This is a genomic window from Streptomyces sp. NBC_01477 (assembly GCF_036227245.1).
Taxonomy (GTDB): domain Bacteria; phylum Actinomycetota; class Actinomycetes; order Streptomycetales; family Streptomycetaceae; genus Actinacidiphila.
The window spans coordinates 2,610,520-2,628,447 of the sequence record NZ_CP109445.1; the positions used below are offsets into that span (position 1 = coordinate 2,610,520).

Consider the following 17,928-nt stretch of genomic DNA (forward strand, 5'->3'; position numbering starts at 1 on the left):
CACCCGCGCCGGGGATGACAACCCGCGGTGTCCCTTCTCCAACCTCATCAACTCGCAGACCCCGCCTGGGGGAGCTTGAGGACGCACCATGTGCACGTTCCGTCGGGGCTGACACCCCACTCGTCCGCCACAGCCGAGACCAGGAGCATGCCGCGTCCGCTCTCCTCGTCCGGCCCCGCCGCACGGACCTGCGGCCGAGCAGGCGAACCGTCATCCACCTCGATCACGAACGCATCGGCGACGAGGATGAGCTTGAAAGCGATCGCGTCGTCTGCTCCGTACCGCAGGGCGTTGGTGACGAGTTCGCTGATCACCAACTCCGCGCTTTCGACGAGCCCGGAATATCCCCAGCGCGCCACCATGGCGGCCCCGATGCGGCGGAGTCGTCCGACCCACAGTGCGTCGTCCTCCGACACCGTGTCGCCGTCGCGGTTGAGTCCACGCTCGATACGGAGGGCCAATTCGTCGAGTACGGGTTCCGCATATGCGGGGCACTGCGCGAGACGTTCAGGGGAATGTGCGGTCATTGAGGGCTCACTCCCCAAGTGCGTCTGTCGGGCCGGTCGGTAAGAGGGAGCCGGCTGACCTGTCCGTTGCGAGGGCGTGCTGCCGGGTCGAGAAGGGCCAGTCGCTTCTTCGCGCACATCTGATCCTCCTTCCGGCTTGCCGGGAGTGACGCTCATGCTCTTCCCTCCCGGGACAGTGGCGTTGGCGGGTACGTTGAGTGTTCCGCCGATCACAGAGCCACGGAATGAGGTCAAGGCCCGTGAGCTGGTGAAGGTGGTGAAAGATCGGTCCGGCACGGGAGGACGCGAAGATGGCGCGTAGCCGCAATGAGAAGTTGGCGCAGGTCATCGCCCAAACAGGGTGGTCGCACGCGCAGGTGGCGGCGGCCGTCGTGCGCGTCGCCACGGAGAACGGCATCAGCGCGTGCACGGCCGTCGGACGGTCCCACGTGACCTACTGGGTGGGAGGAACGGTGCCCTCCGGCGACGCGCCATTAGTGTTGCGCGAAGCGCTGTCACGTCGCCTCGGCCGTCATCTCACGCTGGGCGAGATCGGTCTCACGGACTCGTCCGTGACGGCGGTCGGTGCTCTTGACTGGCGTACTGATGCCTTGGTGATCTTGGCGGAGTTGGGGAGGGTGGAAGTGGACGAGGAGCGGCGTCGCCTGCTCAGCCGGTCGGCCTATTCGCTGGCGGCCCTGGCACTTCCGTCCCCGTCGCAGCCGGAGCCCACCGCGCGAGGGGTTGCACCTGTCGGCGGCAGTCGCGCGCTTACCGTGGGAGCCGCGGATGTGGAGGCCGTACGCGACATGGTGCGGTTCTTCTCGCAAATAGACCAGAAACGGGGCGGTGGGCACGGACGTACTGCCGTGGTGGCATACCTGCGGACCGAGGCGCTGAGCTACCTCAACGGATCGTTCGCCGACGACCACGTTCGCCGGGCGATGTTCTCCGCTACCGGGGAACTGGCCTACCTGGCCGCATGGATGGCCTTCGACAACGATGAGCACGCACTGGCACAGCCGTACTTCACCACGGCCGTGAAGCTCGCCGTCGAGGCCGAGGACGCTCCGCTCGCCGGCCACATCCTGCGGGCGATGGCTCATCAGGCCCTCGAACTCGGGCACGCCCCGGAAGCCGCGCGTATCGCTTCCGCCTCCGTGGAGGGCGACCGCTACCGGCTCGCCTCCCCGCGCGAACGAGCACTTCTCGGGGTCGTTCACGCCCGAGCCCTGGCCCACACCGGCGATCAGCGCGGCTCCGCCGCAGCCCTGCTGCGCGCCGAGGACGACCTTGCCTCGGCCGGCCCTGATCGCGAAGAGCCGGGCCGGACGTTCTTCTTCGGCGAGGCCAGCCTCGCCCACGAGACAGCCCGCACGCTCCAGGCGTCCGGCGATACCAGGGGCGCCCTGCGCGAGTTCCGCCGCAGCGTCCGCACCCGCAACGCCACCAACTTCTCCCGCACCCATGCGGTGACGCTCGGCTATCTGGGCTCCGTCCAGGCCACGACCGGCCGGGTGGAGGAGGCATGCGTGACCTGGAATCGCGCGCTCGACGCCATGGCGGGCGTCACCTCCGGCCGGACCCGCCAGACGGTGGTCGACATGCGGCGAGCGCTGTCGCCCTTCCGACAGCGCGGTATCGACGCGGTGACCGAACTCAACGTGCGGGCGGCCCAGTTCCTGGGGCGCCCGGTAGCCTGACAGCCTTGGCACACTGCCCGGCCACAACGCCGGGAAAGGGGAAACGGTGAGCGAATCGTACGAGGTCACAGCGCTGGCGCACGTCGTAGGTGGGCGCAAGGAACCTACGGACGACTACTGGGGAGGCACCAGGTCCATCATCCGGATCGATCCCTCGTTCCCTGCCGACTCCACCGCCGGACTCGCCGACTTCAGCCACCTCGAGATCGTCTTCCGGTTCCACCTCACCGACCCCACTGACCTCCACCCTGGCGCCCGCCGGCCCCGCGACAATCCCGACTGGCCCCCCGTCGGCATCTTCGGCCATCGCAACATGCGCCGCCGCAACTGGCTCGGCGTCTCCCGCTGCCGCCTCCTGCACGTCGACGGACTCGACCTCCACGTCGAAGACCTTGACGCCGTCGACGGCACCCCGGTCCTGGACATCAAGCCGTGGTTCGCCACAATGGGCCCACGCGGCGAAATCCACGAGCCCGAATGGCCTGGCGTCATGCTCGCCGACTACTTCGCCCCGAACCGGGACTGAAGCAGCAGCATAAGCAAGTGGTGCGAGCCAAGGCTGCTCGTGCCTGCTGCGGCGGGCAAGACGCACGGTGGGCAGTCCTCAGAGATGCGCCGAGAACAACAGGCGCTCGAACCTCTGCCGCGCCTGCATCGACGCCCGATACACCAGACGGTCTGACCGACCCAGTTAGGCTTTTCAGCTATGACACAGCTCAGCCGCATGGCTATCGTCTCGGCTCTGGCACAGGGACGTCCAGAAGATATCAAGGGCACAGCTGAGAACGCCTGGCTGGACTTCAAACGGACGCCCTACCCTGTGCAGACAGACAAGGGAAAGTTCGACTTGGCGAAGGACGTTGCAGCCTTCGCCAATGCACAAGGTGGCCTCCTGGTGTGTGGAATATCCACCGTCGCCCTCGAAACCGAGGCCAAAGACGTCGCCGATGAGATGATGCCGTTTTCGATCGATCAAGCCAAAGTGCAAACCTGCCGGGACGTGATAAATCGGCTAGTGCAGCCGCCTGCAAACGTCAATCTCACCTGGTACGAATCTCACACGCACGAGGGGAATGGCTACCTCGTCATCGAGGTCGAGCCTTTGCGCGAGCAGGCCCGATACAGCCTGGTCCGAAAATTTCTGAGCGATAAGGAAAAACTGACCGAAGGCTGGTGCATCCCCATCCGCCACGGAGATCAGACCATCTACCTAGATCCGAACGAGATCTACTACCTGATCAACACGGCCCTGCAATCCCGTACGAGAATGGGAGAACTGTCCGCAGCAGCAAATCCCGGTGTTGACCTGACCTCCGGTCGACAGGAGCTGGAAACTCTACTCAACTGGGAGGATAACCCCATCCTGTTTTGGCAGACCACACCGCCACGCACCCCGGATAATTTTCTGGACCAGCTCCATCGTCCCGACGGATTGCGGGAAAACTTGGTTAACCAAGACGCGCTTCGGGGCGAATGGGGCTTCAACTTCGTCTTTGCCTATGTGCCTCCGCAGCCCCATGAGGGTGGACTCCTCTTCCGCGACTCGCGGCGAGCACTCTACGTCCGCACTGACGGCAGCATCATTGCTGCAGCTACAGCGACCGAAGACATGTTGTGCTGGGCAATGGATCAGCGAGCTGGCAAAGAGCAGCTGAACGTCGTCGCGCTCTCCGAGATGAACTTGGAGTATTACCGCTGGGTCGATCGTTTCCTGTTCCCTCTGATTAGCGGCACATGGAAGCACCGAGTCACCGCCGTGCGTTTCTCCGGACAACAGCCAAGACGGCTGGCCCCGGGCGTGAACCCGGAGTTTCCAATGATTGGACCGCAACACCAAGCCAGCACCGACCTGTGGGATCAGGAGTGGACGGCCCAAGGCGACCCGGAGATTGATGCCTACCAGGCGCTGTCTCGGATCTACGCCTTGTTCGGCTTGGCCGCTTCCCAGAATCCCTACTCCGAACGAGGTCGGGTCGTCACGGCGAAACTTCGCGCAGCAACCCGCGGCTGAAAGGCGCCCAATCTGGCGGCGGCACAGGCCATCCGCGCGGACGGAACCCAGCAGCAACCTTAGCTAAGGGCTGTCCCGCAAATGATCTACGAGTCGTCTCAGGCATGGTTGGTCGCAGTGTGACCCGCTGAACTATCCGGCGAGGGCCAGGTTGTGCATCCGTGCGATGCCGAGCATGGCGTGGTGGACGCCGTCCCCCTTCAAGCGGCAGTCACGGAGGATCTTCCAGGTCTTCATGCGGGCGAAGACGTGCTCGATGCGGGCCCGGACCTGCTTGTGGGACTTGTTGTGTTCCTTCTTCCAGCCCAGGAGTTCACTCTGGCCGCGCTGTCGGCGGTATGGGATGACCAGTCCGGTGCCCGGGTAGCCGCCGTCGGCGATCGCGACGGTGTTCCCGACAGCGGCCTTGGCGTCGGACTCCTCCCATGCCTTGCAGTCATTGCGGTTCCCGGCGAGCGGTCGACCGACCAGGACGATCAAGCGAGTATCGGCGTCGATGACGACCTGGTGGTTGGTGGAGTACCGATAGTTCTTCGACCGCTCGGCGACGGTGTGGTCACGGGTAGGGGCCAGTGTGCCGTCCACAATGAGCACGGTGTCCTTGGTGAACCGCTTGCGGGGCTGGAGCGCGAGCATCGGTCCCAGGTGATCGATGATCCGGTCCACTGCCGACTTCGAGATCCCGGACAGCGGGGTGAGCTGCCGCATGGTCAGGTTGGTTCGCCAGTACGCGGTGACCAGCAAGGTCCGGTCTTCCAACGGAAGGCTCCACGGCCGACCCTTGCGGACCAAATCCGCATCTGCGCGACGCAGCACCGTCACCAGCTTCCCGAAGGCGCGCGGGCTCAGCCCGGAGAACGGGGCTATCCAGGACGGCACCGACGCCGTGATCACACCAGCCACATCGAGATCATCTCGCCCATACAACCACTTCGACTCAGGCCCGTCGTCGAGAATCCTGCCATGAGCGAAGGCGACCGCCACGAGGCGTCCACACGTACATTCCTTGCACGCGCAGCCGAAGTGGCTCGCCTGCTGGACCTTGAGGTCGCGGCCAACGTGCCTGAAAACCGACGTGCGCGGCACCTGGCCGGAGTTGCACGAAGACCACTGCTGGAACGAGCCACCCTGTCTGAGGAGTTCTTCGATCCGCTGATGGCTGCCGCTGTCTACGACCCGGACCCAAGCTTCTGCCGCTGGTTCGTCGAGCCGGCGCTCTACGCATTCGGGCGCCGCAGGGTCATGACAGCATTGCTCGGCTATCTCCGCACGGGCACGACCGCAGAGATAGCCGGTGCCCAGCGAGCCTGGTATTGCGCCCATCTGCCACTACGCGCCGACCGGTCACCGGCCTACGCGCCCAGCGGAAGTCGCGATCCGGCCCTGGACGAAGTGGACGACTTGGTGGGCCGGTGGCTGGAGTCGTCCAGCACCCAGCACCCAGCACCCATCAACGTGATCGCAGTGTCTCAAGGAGACACGACCAAGCCTGAGACCCTCGTGGCCAGAGGGCCGTGGCGCAACTCCTCGGGGCTACGGGGCAACCCATAAATCGCCGGTGACGGAATTCCCCCGCCCTCAGTGATCAGAAGTTGAGAGAGTGAGCCCGTACGACTCGGAGCCGAGGAACACGGAGCGCCCCGCATTGATCATCCTGGACGCGAACATCATCAAGGGGACCTCTCTGCGGGGTCCCGTCGCGGACGTACTCCGTGCCATCCGGGCCGCAGGCGTGGAGCGCGTGGCCACACCGTGGATCGCGGTGGAGGAGATCGCCGCGCAGCAAGCCCTGTCCTACGCGGAAAAGCACCAGGCAGCCATGGACGCGGTGGACGCCCTCCGGAAGGCCACCTCCTGGGAGCACGTCAACCACCCCAAACGGTGGCCGGCCGAGCACGTGCGTAGGCATTGGCGGGAGCGGTACTCGTCCATCACGGAAGTCCTAGAGACGTCCCACACCGCGTACCAGCAGGCCATGTTCCGGGAGACGAACCAGATCGCCCCGTGCAAGACGGTCAACAGCGGTACCTACAAGACCGGGGCCCGGGACGCCGCGATCTGGCTGACGGCGGTCGAGTACGCGAGGGCCCACGAGGACGAGACCGTGTACTTCGTCAGCAACGACTCGGACATGTCCGAGGACGGGAAGTTCCTGCCGGAGATGCAGAAGGACATCACCGGTATGGAGCACCGGTTCCGCCTGTTCACGTCGCTCGACGGTGTCGTCACCCAGTTCGCCACGGAGGTGGAGGCCAGCACCGAGGATGTTCGGGAGCTGCTGGACACCGAGGAGGGCCACGCTACGGTCCTGGCCGCGACGAGGACCGCGGCACGGCGCTACCGGATCATCAGCGGCACACCGATGCCCTCGGTCGTAAACGGCGAAACGCGGATGCTGCATGGGGGCGCCCTCAACTGGTCGCCAACGGTGGTGGCGCTAGACAAGGTGCTGGAGGTGAGCGGCCGCGAGGTCGGCGGCCACCACTACTTCACGGCCTGGGTGCGGTGGCTGCTTAGGGACGACAGGGTGATCCGCGGCGAGGTGGTGGAGCGGGCCTACGCCTGGGAGACGCGGGTCCTGCTGAGCACGGCGGCGGACCAGGCCATGACGGTCCTCGACTTCCGGCGGCCGGGCCCGATCTCGGCTGAGGACGTCCCCAACGCGCCGGCGCTCCCGGAGACGACAGAGGAGCGCCTGACGCGCATGGGTAGAGCGCACCTTGCCGCGTTGATGAACACTCCGGCGATGCAGGTCACCCTGGCTCGCATCTCGGATCAGCTCGGCCCGGACCTGTCGCCGCTCGAGGACGCGATTCGCAGCGTCCTCGACAACAACCCAGCGTCACGCGAGCTGAACGACCAAATCGCGGAGCCTGTCCGCGACTTGCCGAAGGAGCCCGATGGCAGGGAGTAGTCGGGCGCTACCGGCGCCTTCCCCCGGCGCCCCTACCGCTGCCGAAGCTGCGGGTGGTCCTTACTGTCCGCGAACTCGATGGCGCTCATAAAGGGTTTCATGAACTCGCCCGGCCGTGCGGGATCGGGGAGGAGGTGCACGGTGTGCAGTCCGGTGGTGTTGCGCTCGATGACTTTTGATGTGTCGTGCACCAGCCGGAACTTGCCCAGAGTCTGACCGAACATGGTAGCGAGGCAGTACAGGCTTGGGATCGCCGGATCCAGTTCGTCCCGATGCCTCTTGGATGTGTTCTCCGCTGCGTGCTCGTCAGCGACAGGCCGGCAGTATTCCCACGATCTCCAGGTAATCGGCGAACTGCTTGTTGTGCACGGAGGACTTGAGGGCGGTCACAGCCGCGCACAGCTCGTCGGTGGTGGCCTTCTGTCGGATCCAGTTCACGAACGCGTGGAGCATCCGGTCATAGGATCCGCATCCCCCATGACCGGGCCGGCCAGGTGCAGCATGTTCGCCAGGGCAAGTGTTTCCTTCCCCTCGTACAGGATGACGTCGACCATCTTGGTCATCACCATGAATCGCTTGTGGACCAGGTAGGTCCGCACGCTCCCCTTGGAGAGGTGAGAGAAGGCGTTCATCAGCGAATGCCGTCCGCGGTTGGAGCCAGCCAGCGACGCGTACTTCGGCTCGCGCAGATCGCGCGGGAGCTGCCCACGGACCTCGTCGACGATGGAGGCGGCGAGGTCGTCAGGGAGGTGGACCCCGGCCACTGTGAAGACAGGTTGGTGCAGGTCGAGGAGGTTCTGGCCCGAGTTGGCGGACTCGTCGACGTAAACGACGGGGCGCTCCGAGCATGAAGTGGACATTCATGGAGGATGCCCACAAGCTGCGGGACGGGCCAGCCCTAGTCGGCGATGGAACCCGCAGCGGTCGCCTATCCCCCTCAGCCTCGATCGTGCCGTCCGGCTGGTTAGCTGCGCGGAGTGTGCGGGAACCTCCGGCTCCGGAGGTCGCAATTCCCACGCCTTCTGGCGCTTACGGGACAGCCCTTAGGGCAGCTGCTTATCACGGATACGCGGACCGTCCAAGCCCGGCCCCTTCCCCCACTCTTGCGGCGAGCTGATTCCCACCCGCAGGAGGACCCCGTCATGGATAGCAGCAGCACCACCACGCACCGGCCCGAAGCCGCGTTCCTCACCCTGCCGCGCGCCGCGGCCTACCTCGGCATCTCCCCCAACACCCTCTACGTGTGGCGGCATCGCCGCCAGGGGCCGCCGAGCTTCCGCATGGGCCGACGCGTCATGTACAGGGTCTCCGCACTCGACGAGTGGGTGGATCAGCAGGAGATGGCCGACTCCCGGTCCAATCCCGCCTTGAATCCGCTGAACCGGAAACCGCAGCGACGCACACCGTGACGCCTTCGACTCCCCAGAGCAACGACACCCAAACGACACCGTATTCGCGTCCCACAGCGGGATCCGACCTGCCCCGAAGAAGCGTTCCCCACACCGCCTTGATCGGAACGGAACATTCAAGCTGGCAGGAGAGCGGCGATGGCAGGCTACATAGAAGACCGATGGCTCAAGAAGCGGCCGGACAAAGAAACCGGCAAGCGCGAGCGCACCTCTTTGTGGGGGAAGGGAAAACGCTACCGGGTCAAAGGCATATCCGGGGTCCAGGACCGGTCCTTCGACTCCAGCGAGGACGCGAAGAAGTGGCTCGCCATGGCCCAGGCGGACAGTGCGCGGCAGGAGTTCGTCGACCCGAGGAACGGCGACATCCTCCTCGCCGACTACATCGAGGGCTGCTGGTGGCCCAGCCGGACCGACGAGCCCTCGACCGCGGCGCCCATGCGCAGCCGTATCCGGAACCACATCATTCCGCTCCTCGGGTCGTACCCCCTGCGGGGGATCGACGCCTCAGCTCTCCGCACCTTCAGGGCGGGTCTGCTCGCACGTGTCGAGGAGTCGACCGCCGAGGTCATCTGGATCCACCTGACCACCATCCTCAACGCCGCGGTCGACGACAAGCGCCTCGCCAAGAGCCCGGTGGCAGCCAACCGCAGCGTGAAACGGCCCAAGCCCGTCAAGAAGAAGGCGCAGGCGTGGCCCCGGGCGACCGCTGATGCCGTGCGGGCCGGTCTACAGGAGCGTTATCAGCTCGCCGTGGACCTCGGGCTCGGCCTCGGACTTCGTCAGGGCGAGGCGTTCGGCCTCGGTGAGGAGGACGTCGACTTCCGGGCCATGGTCGTACGCGTGCGGCGGCAGCTCCGGTGGGACGCGAAGGGCCGACCGTACTTCTGCCTGCCCAAGGGCCGTAAGACCCGCGAGGTGCCCCTCTCCCCCAACCTCGCTCGAAGGGCGCGGCTCCACTTCCGGCGCTTCCCTCCGGTCGCGTGCACCCTGCCGTGGCGGAACCCCGAGGAGCCGACGACCGACCTCGAAGAGCGCCAGCGCAAGCCGATCACGGTGCGGCTCGTGCTCAGCTCCTCGCACGGCCTGCGGATCAACTACAGGACCTGGAACGAGCGCAGCTGGAAGCCGGCGCTCGCAAGCGCCGGTGTGCTCCGCGAGGTCGGCTGGAAGGTGGAGCGGCACGGCGCGCGCACCCGCCGTCATCCTGTCTTCGAACGCTCGCGGCGCGACATGTTCCACATTCTGCGGCACACCTACGCCAGCGTGCAGCTGGAGGCGGGCGAGTCCATCGTCAGCGTGTCGGCCTGGCTGGGGCACTCCTCGCCGAACATCACGCTCGCCCACTACGCCCACTTCATGCCCGGCGCGGGCCAGCGGGGTCTGGCCGTGATGGACACCTGGCTGGCGAGCGACCAGCAGCGGAAAGTCCCTGAGCAGTCCCTGGCACCGTCGTGGCTCACCCCGGAGTCACTGAAACCGCAGGTCACAGCCACCGCATGGGGTGCCGCCGACATGAAGGTCAAGTACAAGGAGACCGCCCGCGGCGGCCTCGCGGTGAACGTCATCGAGTGCTGACCGCTCGACCCGCCCACACTCGCGACTCCCCGGGCGCCGACGCCGCTCGGCGTGCGCCCCACCGCCATCGCCCAGGCCGTCCACCGCGCCGCCCCCATCCCGCCGGCCAACCTGCCGGCGACGGGGGTGAGTTCTGGGTCTCAGGTCGACTTGCCGGGGATGCCCCTTGACGGCCGCGTTCGCCCCCCAGTCCTTGGCGTCGCCAAGGCCGTTTCCGGGATACGCCGCCGCGTTGACCGTCGACTCCACGAAGGCCACGTAGTTGGTGCAGTCGCGCCCCGGGTCGGCGCCCCAATAGCTGTTGCCCCTTTGGGAGCTGTAACCGTGATCGGTGTGGTTGGCGTCGTGCAGGTGGTGTAGCCGCTGCCGCCGCACAGCGTCGTATCGGCTACCGCGGGCGCGCCCGTTCGCGCGCCGGGCAGGGGCGGGGGACAATGCCGCGCCGGTCGGCGGCGGTACCCGGATCGCCCGTTCCCGCCCGGCCGCTGACACCGCCCGTTCCCCGCCGGATTCCGCGGCACGCCATCGGCGGCGGTGCCCGGTGGATGCTTTTCCGACCCGCTGCCGCGGAAGCGGCCTCACGAGCCGAACCACCCGTTCAGGCGCATGGCCGCAGGCCGCTCTCCGGTCGGGCGGTTGGCGGAAGGCCCACAGGCACGCGCGGGTGCGCCGACGACGTGCCGCCACCGGGCGGTAACGATGTCGGACGCTGCCTGCCGCCGGTGCCCGGCCAGGGGTGGTGAGTTCCGTGCCGAGAAGGCCGCCCGCCCGCGGTGGGCGACCGGGGCGGCCGTGGTGAGTTCCCGTCCCGGGGTACCCAAGCCCCTGGTGGCTCCGGTGGCGGCTACCAGTCGAGTGCGACCGGGAGGAAGGGAGCGTCCTCCGGTGCCGCCTTTCGGGCCTCCAGGGCGGTCCTGGCCGGGTCGCCCACCGGGACGCGCAGCGGAGGATCGGGGAGTTCGATCGTGTCGGCCACCGCGACGGCCACTTGCTCGGGGGTGACGGCCTCGAAGACGGAGGTGCCGCGCAGTGTCCCGAACTGCTCGAAGAGGGGCGTGTAGGGGTCGTCCTCGGTGAAGAAGGACTTGGCGCGCTCGGGTCCGCCGGAGGAGACGGTGCCCGGCTGGAGAATGCTCACCTTGACGCCGAAGTGGCCCGCCTCGACGGCCAGCGTCTCGGCGAACGCCTCCAGCGCCCACTTGCTGGCGGCGTACGGGCCGATGATCGGCATGACGATCCGGCCCTGGACGCTGGAGACGAAGACCACTCGGCCCGCGCCTCGTTCACGCATGGCGGGCAGCACGCCCTGCACCAGCCGCAGGGGGCCGAAGGTGTTGAGCTGGAAGAGCGCTTCGACCTCGGAGAGGGGCACGTTCTCCAGCGGCGCGCGGACCGTCGCGCCGGCGTTGCTGACGAGCACGTCGATCTCCCCGGCCTCGAGGAGGGCGTCGTCGACGCTCTTCTGATCGGTGACGTCGAGGCGGAGGCGTTGGTCGACGGGGAGATCGTCGAGGTCTTCCGGCCGGCGGGCGGTGGCGACGACCCGGTGTCCGCGCTCGGCAAGTTCGATCGCGATGGCCCGGCCGATACCCCTGGAGGCGCCGGTGATGAGCACGGACGTCATGTCGGTCTCCTGTCGGGAAGGTGCGGCGGGAGCAGCGGGAGCAGCGGCGACCGGGGCCGGCGGCCGACTCGCCGGCGGGACGGGTATCCGGCGGGACGGGTATCCGGGATCGGCCGGGACCTCTTTCCCCTCCTCACAGAGGTGTGTGTACGGGGCGAGCACACTCCCCGGGTCTCCGGTCGCGGTCAGGGCGGTCGTTTGAGATGTTGGAAGTGTCGACAGCAAGGCCGGCAGCGATGCGAGGAGGACGTGAGATGGCGAACGATCCCCTGGGCGAGATGACGGGCCGGATGTCATCGGAAAACCGCAAGTGGGTGGAGCAGCTGCCCAACGAGCAGAAGCGCGAGCTGATCCAGAAGTGGCAGAACGAGGGCGGCAGCACCGGCATCGGCAGTGTGGGCACCGCGCCCAACGAGGCCGACGCGGACGCCATGGTCGAGAAGTTCCGCAAGGGCTGACGCCCGCCGCCCCCGCTCCCACCGTCACCCGGCAGAACAGGCCCGGCGACCCGCTGACGGTGTGCGGACGCGGGCAGCGCTGCCGGTGGCCCGGGCGAGCGGCCCGCCCCTGACGGGGGAACGGACTGCTCGGCCCCGGCCCAGGGCTGTGCGGTCAGACCGTCAGAAGCGCGGGATTGGCGGCCTTGTCCACCGGCAGGAAGGTGTCCGGCACCGGGTACTGGCCGAGCACGAAGTGCAGGATGGCCGCGTGCATCGCCTCGACCGGCGCGATGCTCGCCGCGGTGGCGATCCCGGCCGCCGCATGCACGTTGTACGTGGCGAACAGGTACGTCTGCGCGGCCTGGTCCTCCAGCTGGAGCGCCAGCTTCGCGACGTCGGTGACCGTCTTGGCCTTGCCCAGCGCCGCGAGGGTGGCCGGCTGGTTGGACAGCGGCACATTCGTGATCGCGGGCTTGCCCGCCCCGGTCAGCACCGCGTTCCACGCCTTGGCGTGGTCGGCGTGCTGGGCCATCGCGGTGGTGATGAAGGTGGCGACGGCCGGCGGCACCGTACCGAGCTTGCCCGCCTTGGCCGCCGTCAGCGCGGTCTGGTAAGCGCCGACCGCCTGGTTCTCCAGTGCCACCGCGAGCGCGACGATCTTCAGGTCGCCGGTGTACTGGCTGCTGGAAGAAGAGGACGAGGAGGACGAGGAGCTGGACGGCGCCGCGCCGACGCCCTTCGTCGAGGCGGCCGAGTTGGTCTTGTCGCCGTTGGAGCAGGCGGCCAGCGCCACGGCGGCCGTGAGACCGGCGGCGCCGGCGAGGAAGCGTCGGCGGCCCGGAGCGCCCTCGGCCCCCCTGCCGCGGCCGAGGATGTCCCCGGCCCCGCCACCGCCGCGAACGTACCCGGCGCCGCCGTCGCTGCCGGCGTCCTCCGCCCCGCCGCCATGGCTGCGGATGTCCTCGGCCAGGTCCACCGCGCGGGCCCGCATGTCCGGCAGGGTGTCGCGGTGGGCGGTTTCCATGTCGCGGGTGAGCCGGGCGAGCTGGTCCTCGCTGATCGGCATGTCCCAGTCGCGTGAGGTGGTCACTTCACGGCCCCCTCGGAGATCGGCGAGGCGTTCTTGGTCGGGTAGAAGGTGTCGGGGATGCCGACGCTGCCGACGGCCGCGGGGAGCTTGGCGGCATCGGTCGGGATGGCGATCAGGTTGCCCATGTTGTCGGCGAGCAGCGCCTGCACGGCGAGCAGCGTGGCCCGGTGCTGCGCCTCCACGGGCGCGACCGACGCGAACAGCTTGCGCAACTGGGCGCTGCTGACCTGGCTGACGTTCTTGGTGTACGTCTCCGCGGCCACGTCCTCCAGCGTGATCGCCAGCTTCACCACGTCCGCCGGGGTCTTGATCGACGGCAGGGTCTGCTTGACGATCGCCGCGTACTTCGGGTCGGGCGCGGTCTGCTGCTTGCCGCCGGCCTGGGTGACCGCGGAGTTGAACGCCGCCAGGTGCGCCTGGTGCTGGGTGGTGGTCTTCGCGATGAAGGCCGCGATCGTCTTGTTGCCGTCCTTGATGAAGGACAGGCCGGCGGCGGTCTTGTACACGCTGATCGCCAGGTTCTCGATCGACGCGGCGGTCTGCAGCGCCATGACGTCGTCGCTCGACGTGGCGGCGACGGCACGTGCCGGGCTCAGCAGGGCCGCGGCGCCCGCCGCTCCGGTGGCCGCGCTTCCGCGCCGCCACCAACGGCTCGGCTGCGGACCCGCGGCCTCGGCGAAGTCGCCCAGCGCGGCCTGGGTGATGCGTACGGCGTCGCTGTTCAGGTCCTGTGACTGCTCGGTCAGTTCTTCGAGCAGCCGGGTGTCGATGTGCTTTACGCCCATCACGCCCCATCTCTCCGGGCGCCCGCTCGGTCAGCAGGCGGGAAAGACCAGCTTCGTGACTGCCGGCACCGGCGATCGGCCTCAACACGGGGAGCGCCCCGAAAGGTCACTCGCCAGGCGCAATAAGCGACCGGCCGCCGGCGGGCGGGCCGGGAAGCCCCCGTTCGTCCTCCCGGCCCGCCCCCGGCGGGGTGTGTCAGCCGGCGACGGCCGCCGTCGCCGCGGTGAAACGGGCCTGGACGTCGGCCCAGTTGACGAGGTCCCAGAGCTTGGTGACGTAGTCGGGGCGGACGTTCTTGTACTGGAGGTAGTAGGCGTGCTCCCAGGCGTCGAAGACCAGCAGCGGGGTGGCGCCGTGGCCGACGTTGCCGTGGTGGTCGTAGACCTGCTCCACGATCAGCCGCTTGCCGAGCGGCTCCCAGGCGAGCACGCCCCACCCGGAGCCCTGTACCGACGCGGTCGCGACGGTGAGCTGCTTCTTGAACGCCTCGAATCCGCCGAGGTGTTCGTCGATCGCGGTGGCCAGCGCGCCGTCGGGGCGGTCACCGCCGTCGGGTGCGAGGTTCTGCCAGAAGATCGAGTGCAGCACGTGCCCGGAGAGGTTGAAGGCGAAGGTCTTCTCCAGGCCGACAAGGCCGGTCGGGGTGATCGCGTCCTTGTCGCGGGCCTCGGCGATCTGCTCCAGCGTGTCGTTGGCGCCCTTGACGTACGCCGCGTGGTGCTTGGCGTGGTGCAGCTCCAGGATCTCGCCGGTGATGGCCGGTGCGAGGGCGGAGTAGTCGTACGGCAGGTCAGGAAGAGCGTAAGTGCCCATCAGGCACGGCCCCTTTCCATGGTGGTCGTTAACGTGCCACGGCCACCCTAGACCGCTATTGCGAGGTGGTTGCAACAACGAGCAATGTGCATCACCATGGTGTCGGGTGGGGTCGGCCCGACAGCTTCGGAAGTCCTTTTCCTCGCTGATCGTCTTTCACCCGGCACCCGCCGGCCGGCCGGCCCCGCCCACCCGGTTCCGTCATGCCGTCCGGGCCAGCGCGGGCGGCAGCGGCGCCGAATGGATGACGTGGAGGCGCGAGACGGCCCGGGTCAGCGCCACGTACAGGCGGTTCAGGCCGCGCGGCTCGGCCTGGACGATGGCGGCGGGTTCGACCACGACGGCGTGGTCGTACTCCAGTCCCTTGACGGCCGAGGCCGGCACCACACTGACCCGCGCACCCGCCCCGTCCGGCCCGGACACCGGGATACCGGCCGCGACCAGCGCGTCGCGCAAGCGGGGCGCCTCGGCGTCGGCCGCGATGACGCCGATGGAGCCCTCATGGGCCAGCGCGGCCCGCACCGCCGTGGCGGTCGCCGCCGCGGTGTCGTCCGCCGCCTCGATCCTCAGGTCACCGTCGCGGCGCAGGGAGCGGGCGGGAGGTACGTCCGCGTCGAGGTGTTCCAGCAGCCGGTCGGCGAGGGCGGCGACCGCGCCGGGGAGGCGGAAGCCCGTGGTCAGCGGGGTGACGACGCCGTCCGGCTTGCCCAGATGGCCGAGCAGCTCGGACCAGTCGCGCGCGGCCCAGGGGGTGGTGCCCTGGGCCAGGTCGCCGAGGACGGTCAGCGAGCCGAAGGCCGAGCGGCGGGCGATGGCGCGGCACTGCATCGGCGACAGGTCCTGCGCCTCGTCGATGACGACATGTCCGTAGCCGGCGGGGCGTTCGATCAGGCCCGCGAGCTCGTCGAGCAGTACCAGGTCGGCCGCCGACCAGCGGGCCGAGGTGGACGACCGCGGCGGCCCGGCCCACAGCAGCGCCTTCTGCTCGGCGTCGCCGAGGACGCCCTCGGCCGCGGCGGCCAGTACGTCCGGACGGGTGAAAAGGTCCGCGAGGACCTCCTCGGGCCGTACGGCGGGCCAGACCGCGTTGACCAGGGCGGTGACCGGTCGGCTCCGCGACACCCTGGAGGTCCACGAGCCGGTACGCGGTCCCGTCCGCCGCTCGGCCTCCTCCTGGACCGCGCGGACGACACGGGTACGGGTACGGTCGCGCCCCACGGCGTAGGCGGGTTCCTCGGCCCGTACGTCCCGGACGATCCGCGCCAGCTCCCCTGACGGGATCCGCCAGCGGTAGGAACCGTCGGGCAGGACGAAGGACTCGGCTCCCTCGGGTCGTACCCGCGCGTAGAGCGCCCGGCGCAGGACCCCGGCCATGCGGAGGTCGTGCTTCACCAGGGCCGCGGCCTCGGTGTCACGCGCCTGGACCGGGTGGCCGGCGATCTCGTCCTCGACGGTGGACTGCCGCACACCGGACTCGCCGAGCGCGGGGAGCACTTCGCGGATGTAGGCCAGGAAGGTGCGGTTGGGCCCGAGGATGAGCATTCCGCCGCGCTGGACGCGCTGCGGAAAGGTGTAGAGGAGATAGGCCGCGCGGTGCAGGCCCACCGCGGTCTTCCCGGTGCCCGGGGCGCCTTGGACGCAGATCGAGGTGGTGACGTCCTGGCGTACGAGGTCGTCCTGTTCCGGCTGGATGGTGGCGGCGATGTCGCGCATCGGTCCGACCCGGGGGCGCTCGATCTCACCGGCGACGATGCCGCTCTCCCGCGCTTCGCCCGCGCCCAGGTGCTCGTCCTCCAGGCCGGTCAGATCGGCGGAGTCGCCCCGGCTCCCGGCCGTCCAGCCGAACCGCCGCCGCACGGCGACGCCTCGCGGGTCGTGCGGGCCCGCCTGGTAGAACGCGCGGGACACGGGGGCGCGCCAGTCGACCACGAGCGGCGGGGCGGCGGGGTGCCGGGAGATGCGGACCCGGCCGATGTGGTAGCTCTGCCCGGCGTGGCCACCCGCGGTGGCGGCGTCCTGGGCGAAGCCGAGGCGGCCGAAGAACAGGGGTCCCGCGGGGAGTTCGCGAAGCTCTTCGGCCTGGCTGCGCAGCCGGTACCCGAGCACTTCGGCGTCGGCGCCGGACGCGGAGGCGTTCTCGCCGACGATCACCTGGTCCTGGGCTCCGTCGATCATCGCGCCCAGCGCGGTGCGGCATGCGTCGTGGTAGCTGCGTTCCTCGGTGAGGGCATCACTGAGAGCGGCGTCGGGGAGTGTCATTCCACCGAGAATAATGCAACCCGGTAACGTTTTTTACCCTACTCGGGTCACCGGTCACGCGTAGCGGGACAGACCGGCTCCCAGCTGGGTGAAGGCGTCCTCGGCCGCCGCCGCTGCTTCGGGCCGGAGCGCGTCCGCGCTCCGGCCCGCGGCGATACACCGCCAGTTCTCCTGGGCGAGGATGCGCTGCACGGCGACGATCTGCCCGGCGGCAAGCCGTACCCGGATACCGGCGCTCCCGCCGCCGAGGGCGTCCGCGAGCGCGGCCTCGTCCCGCTCCAGGTGCGTGTGCAGCCGCGCCACCAGCGACGGGGTCCCGTACAGCAGCCGGTGGAAAGCGAGCACCTCGGCGTCGTCGTTCAGCCCGGTCACCGGGTCGCGCCGGTCGAGCCCGTCAAGGAAGTGCCGCCGCAAGGCGTAGAGCGGGGAGCACCCGGCCGGGCGCTGTACGACGACCCGGCCGGCCTCCCCCTCGTGGTCGGCCAGCCGGTGCAGCACGAGGTCCTCCTTGGCCGGGAAGTACCGGAAGAGGGTCGGCTTGGAGATGTCGACCGCGGCGGCCACGTCGGCGACGGTCACGCGCTCGAAGCCCTTGTCCAGGAACAGGGCGATGGCGGTGTCCGAGAGCCGCTGGTACATCTGCTGCTTCTTGTGCTCGCGCAAGCCAGGGGGGTTGCTCATGGTCATGCAGCGTATGGCTCCGCCGGTCAGAGGGTGACGGCGGCCGGTCCCCGCCACGGGCCTCCCCGGTGAGGCGGCCCGGGTGGCGGCCGCGGCCCGCCGCCTGTGTTGCCCTCA

At 68.7% G+C, this 17,928-nt stretch carries 19 protein-coding genes; 8 read left to right on the top strand and 11 right to left on the bottom strand.

The features are described 5' to 3' along the window. Positions 1–47: 47 nt before the first annotated feature. Entirely contained in the window at positions 48–527 is a 480-nt protein-coding gene (locus tag OHA86_RS10425; protein ID WP_329174386.1) for an ATP-binding protein, read from the bottom strand. A 290-nt stretch (positions 528–817) separates the two neighbouring features. On the opposite strand from OHA86_RS10425, the gene OHA86_RS10430 reads away from it, so the two are divergent. From OHA86_RS10430 to OHA86_RS10440, 3 genes are all read left to right on the top strand, one after another. Next, positions 818–2,209 carry a Tat pathway signal protein gene (locus tag OHA86_RS10430; RefSeq protein ID WP_329174387.1) on the top strand — a complete coding sequence of 464 codons (1,392 nt, stop codon included), beginning with the start codon at positions 818–820 and terminating at the stop codon, positions 2,207–2,209. A gap of 46 nt (positions 2,210–2,255) precedes the next feature. Continuing rightward, positions 2,256–2,735 (top strand): SAM-dependent methyltransferase, encoded by a 480-nt coding sequence (locus tag OHA86_RS10435; RefSeq protein WP_329174388.1) that lies wholly within the window; start codon positions 2,256–2,258, stop codon positions 2,733–2,735. 180 nt (positions 2,736–2,915) lie between these two features. Continuing rightward, entirely contained in the window at positions 2,916–4,220 is a 1,305-nt protein-coding gene (locus OHA86_RS10440) for an AlbA family DNA-binding domain-containing protein (RefSeq protein ID WP_329174389.1), read from the top strand. A 132-nt stretch (positions 4,221–4,352) separates the two neighbouring features. Here OHA86_RS10440 and OHA86_RS10445 read toward each other — a convergent pair whose 3' ends face one another. After that, positions 4,353–5,123, bottom strand: coding sequence for a transposase (locus OHA86_RS10445; protein ID WP_329182351.1), 771 nt, complete (start codon positions 5,121–5,123; stop codon positions 4,353–4,355). 60 nt (positions 5,124–5,183) lie between these two features. On the opposite strand from OHA86_RS10445, the gene OHA86_RS10450 reads away from it, so the two are divergent. After that, positions 5,184–5,771, top strand: coding sequence for a hypothetical protein (locus OHA86_RS10450; RefSeq protein ID WP_329174390.1), 588 nt, complete (start codon positions 5,184–5,186; stop codon positions 5,769–5,771). Positions 5,772–5,865: 94 nt separating this feature from the next. Further along, positions 5,866–7,134: a PIN domain-containing protein gene (locus OHA86_RS10455; RefSeq protein ID WP_329174392.1), complete on the top strand. Its 1,269-nt coding sequence runs from the start codon at positions 5,866–5,868 to the stop codon at positions 7,132–7,134. A gap of 32 nt (positions 7,135–7,166) precedes the next feature. Here the strand turns inward: OHA86_RS10455 and OHA86_RS10460 are convergent, their stop codons facing one another. From OHA86_RS10460 to OHA86_RS10470, 3 genes are all read right to left on the bottom strand, one after another. Continuing rightward, the gene (locus OHA86_RS10460; RefSeq protein WP_329174394.1) at positions 7,167–7,358 is read right to left on the bottom strand and encodes a hypothetical protein; all 192 of its coding nucleotides are present in this window, start codon (positions 7,356–7,358) and stop codon (positions 7,167–7,169) included. 82 nt (positions 7,359–7,440) lie between these two features. Continuing rightward, on the bottom strand, positions 7,441–7,572 hold the full coding sequence (locus OHA86_RS10465; RefSeq protein ID WP_329174396.1) for a hypothetical protein: 132 nt from the start codon (positions 7,570–7,572) through the stop codon (positions 7,441–7,443). Next, positions 7,569–7,994 carry a DUF3800 domain-containing protein gene (locus tag OHA86_RS10470; protein WP_329174398.1) on the bottom strand — a complete coding sequence of 142 codons (426 nt, stop codon included), beginning with the start codon at positions 7,992–7,994 and terminating at the stop codon, positions 7,569–7,571. The genes OHA86_RS10465 and OHA86_RS10470 overlap by 4 nt, the downstream gene beginning before the upstream one ends. 282 nt (positions 7,995–8,276) lie before the next feature. Here OHA86_RS10470 and OHA86_RS10475 point away from each other — a divergent pair, with 282 nt between their 5' ends. Both OHA86_RS10475 and OHA86_RS10480 read left to right on the top strand, forming a co-directional pair. Next, positions 8,277–8,543, top strand: a complete 267-nt coding sequence (locus OHA86_RS10475; protein WP_329174399.1) for a helix-turn-helix transcriptional regulator — start codon at positions 8,277–8,279, stop codon at positions 8,541–8,543. A 138-nt stretch (positions 8,544–8,681) separates the two neighbouring features. Then, positions 8,682–10,118 (top strand): tyrosine-type recombinase/integrase, encoded by a 1,437-nt coding sequence (locus OHA86_RS10480; RefSeq protein ID WP_329174401.1) that lies wholly within the window; start codon positions 8,682–8,684, stop codon positions 10,116–10,118. Positions 10,119–10,962: 844 nt separating this feature from the next. Here OHA86_RS10480 and OHA86_RS10485 read toward each other — a convergent pair. Next, positions 10,963–11,742: an SDR family oxidoreductase gene (locus OHA86_RS10485; protein WP_329174403.1), complete on the bottom strand. Its 780-nt coding sequence runs from the start codon at positions 11,740–11,742 to the stop codon at positions 10,963–10,965. A 254-nt stretch (positions 11,743–11,996) separates the two neighbouring features. Between OHA86_RS10485 and OHA86_RS10490 the strand changes: the two genes are divergently transcribed. Further along, on the top strand, positions 11,997–12,200 hold the full coding sequence (locus tag OHA86_RS10490) for a hypothetical protein (protein WP_329174405.1): 204 nt from the start codon (positions 11,997–11,999) through the stop codon (positions 12,198–12,200). A 154-nt stretch (positions 12,201–12,354) separates the two neighbouring features. Here OHA86_RS10490 and OHA86_RS10495 read toward each other — a convergent pair whose 3' ends face one another. The 5 genes from OHA86_RS10495 to OHA86_RS10515 all read right to left on the bottom strand — a co-directional run bounded on the left by OHA86_RS10495 (position 12,355) and on the right by OHA86_RS10515 (position 17,811). Further along, complete coding sequence (locus OHA86_RS10495; protein ID WP_329174407.1) at positions 12,355–13,272, bottom strand: ferritin-like domain-containing protein; 918 nt, start codon at positions 13,270–13,272, stop codon at positions 12,355–12,357. After that, on the bottom strand, positions 13,269–14,057 hold the full coding sequence (locus OHA86_RS10500) for a ferritin-like domain-containing protein (protein ID WP_329174409.1): 789 nt from the start codon (positions 14,055–14,057) through the stop codon (positions 13,269–13,271). Before OHA86_RS10500 ends, OHA86_RS10495 begins: the two co-directional genes overlap by 4 nt. A 196-nt stretch (positions 14,058–14,253) precedes the next feature. Beyond that, positions 14,254–14,871: a superoxide dismutase gene (locus OHA86_RS10505; RefSeq protein WP_329174411.1), complete on the bottom strand. Its 618-nt coding sequence runs from the start codon at positions 14,869–14,871 to the stop codon at positions 14,254–14,256. A gap of 201 nt (positions 14,872–15,072) precedes the next feature. Then, positions 15,073–17,130, bottom strand: coding sequence for a HelD family protein (locus tag OHA86_RS10510; RefSeq protein WP_329174412.1), 2,058 nt, complete (start codon positions 17,128–17,130; stop codon positions 15,073–15,075). 54 nt (positions 17,131–17,184) lie between these two features. Next, positions 17,185–17,811, bottom strand: a complete 627-nt coding sequence (locus OHA86_RS10515) for a TetR/AcrR family transcriptional regulator (protein WP_329174414.1) — start codon at positions 17,809–17,811, stop codon at positions 17,185–17,187. Positions 17,812–17,928 lie beyond the last annotated feature (117 nt).

Excerpts from the sequence above, each read along its gene's own strand:
- OHA86_RS10515 (WP_329174414.1), bottom strand. The coding sequence starts at position 17,811 with ATGAGCAACCCCCCTGGCTTGCGCGAGCACAAGAAGCAGCAGATGTAC.
- OHA86_RS10450 (WP_329174390.1), top strand. The coding sequence starts at position 5,184 with ATGAGCGAAGGCGACCGCCACGAGGCGTCCACACGTACATTCCTTGCA.
- OHA86_RS10460 (WP_329174394.1), bottom strand. The coding sequence starts at position 7,358 with ATGTTCGGTCAGACTCTGGGCAAGTTCCGGCTGGTGCACGACACATCA.
- OHA86_RS10485 (WP_329174403.1), bottom strand. The coding sequence starts at position 11,742 with ATGACGTCCGTGCTCATCACCGGCGCCTCCAGGGGTATCGGCCGGGCC.
- OHA86_RS10500 (WP_329174409.1), bottom strand. The coding sequence starts at position 14,057 with ATGGGCGTAAAGCACATCGACACCCGGCTGCTCGAAGAACTGACCGAG.
- OHA86_RS10470 (WP_329174398.1), bottom strand. The coding sequence starts at position 7,994 with ATGTCCACTTCATGCTCGGAGCGCCCCGTCGTTTACGTCGACGAGTCC.
- OHA86_RS10505 (WP_329174411.1), bottom strand. The coding sequence starts at position 14,871 with ATGGGCACTTACGCTCTTCCTGACCTGCCGTACGACTACTCCGCCCTC.
- OHA86_RS10430 (WP_329174387.1), top strand. The coding sequence starts at position 818 with ATGGCGCGTAGCCGCAATGAGAAGTTGGCGCAGGTCATCGCCCAAACA.
- OHA86_RS10490 (WP_329174405.1), top strand. The coding sequence starts at position 11,997 with ATGGCGAACGATCCCCTGGGCGAGATGACGGGCCGGATGTCATCGGAA.
- OHA86_RS10480 (WP_329174401.1), top strand. The coding sequence starts at position 8,682 with ATGGCAGGCTACATAGAAGACCGATGGCTCAAGAAGCGGCCGGACAAA.
- OHA86_RS10510 (WP_329174412.1), bottom strand. The coding sequence starts at position 17,130 with ATGACACTCCCCGACGCCGCTCTCAGTGATGCCCTCACCGAGGAACGC.
- OHA86_RS10475 (WP_329174399.1), top strand. The coding sequence starts at position 8,277 with ATGGATAGCAGCAGCACCACCACGCACCGGCCCGAAGCCGCGTTCCTC.
- OHA86_RS10440 (WP_329174389.1), top strand. The coding sequence starts at position 2,916 with ATGACACAGCTCAGCCGCATGGCTATCGTCTCGGCTCTGGCACAGGGA.
- OHA86_RS10425 (WP_329174386.1), bottom strand. The coding sequence starts at position 527 with ATGACCGCACATTCCCCTGAACGTCTCGCGCAGTGCCCCGCATATGCG.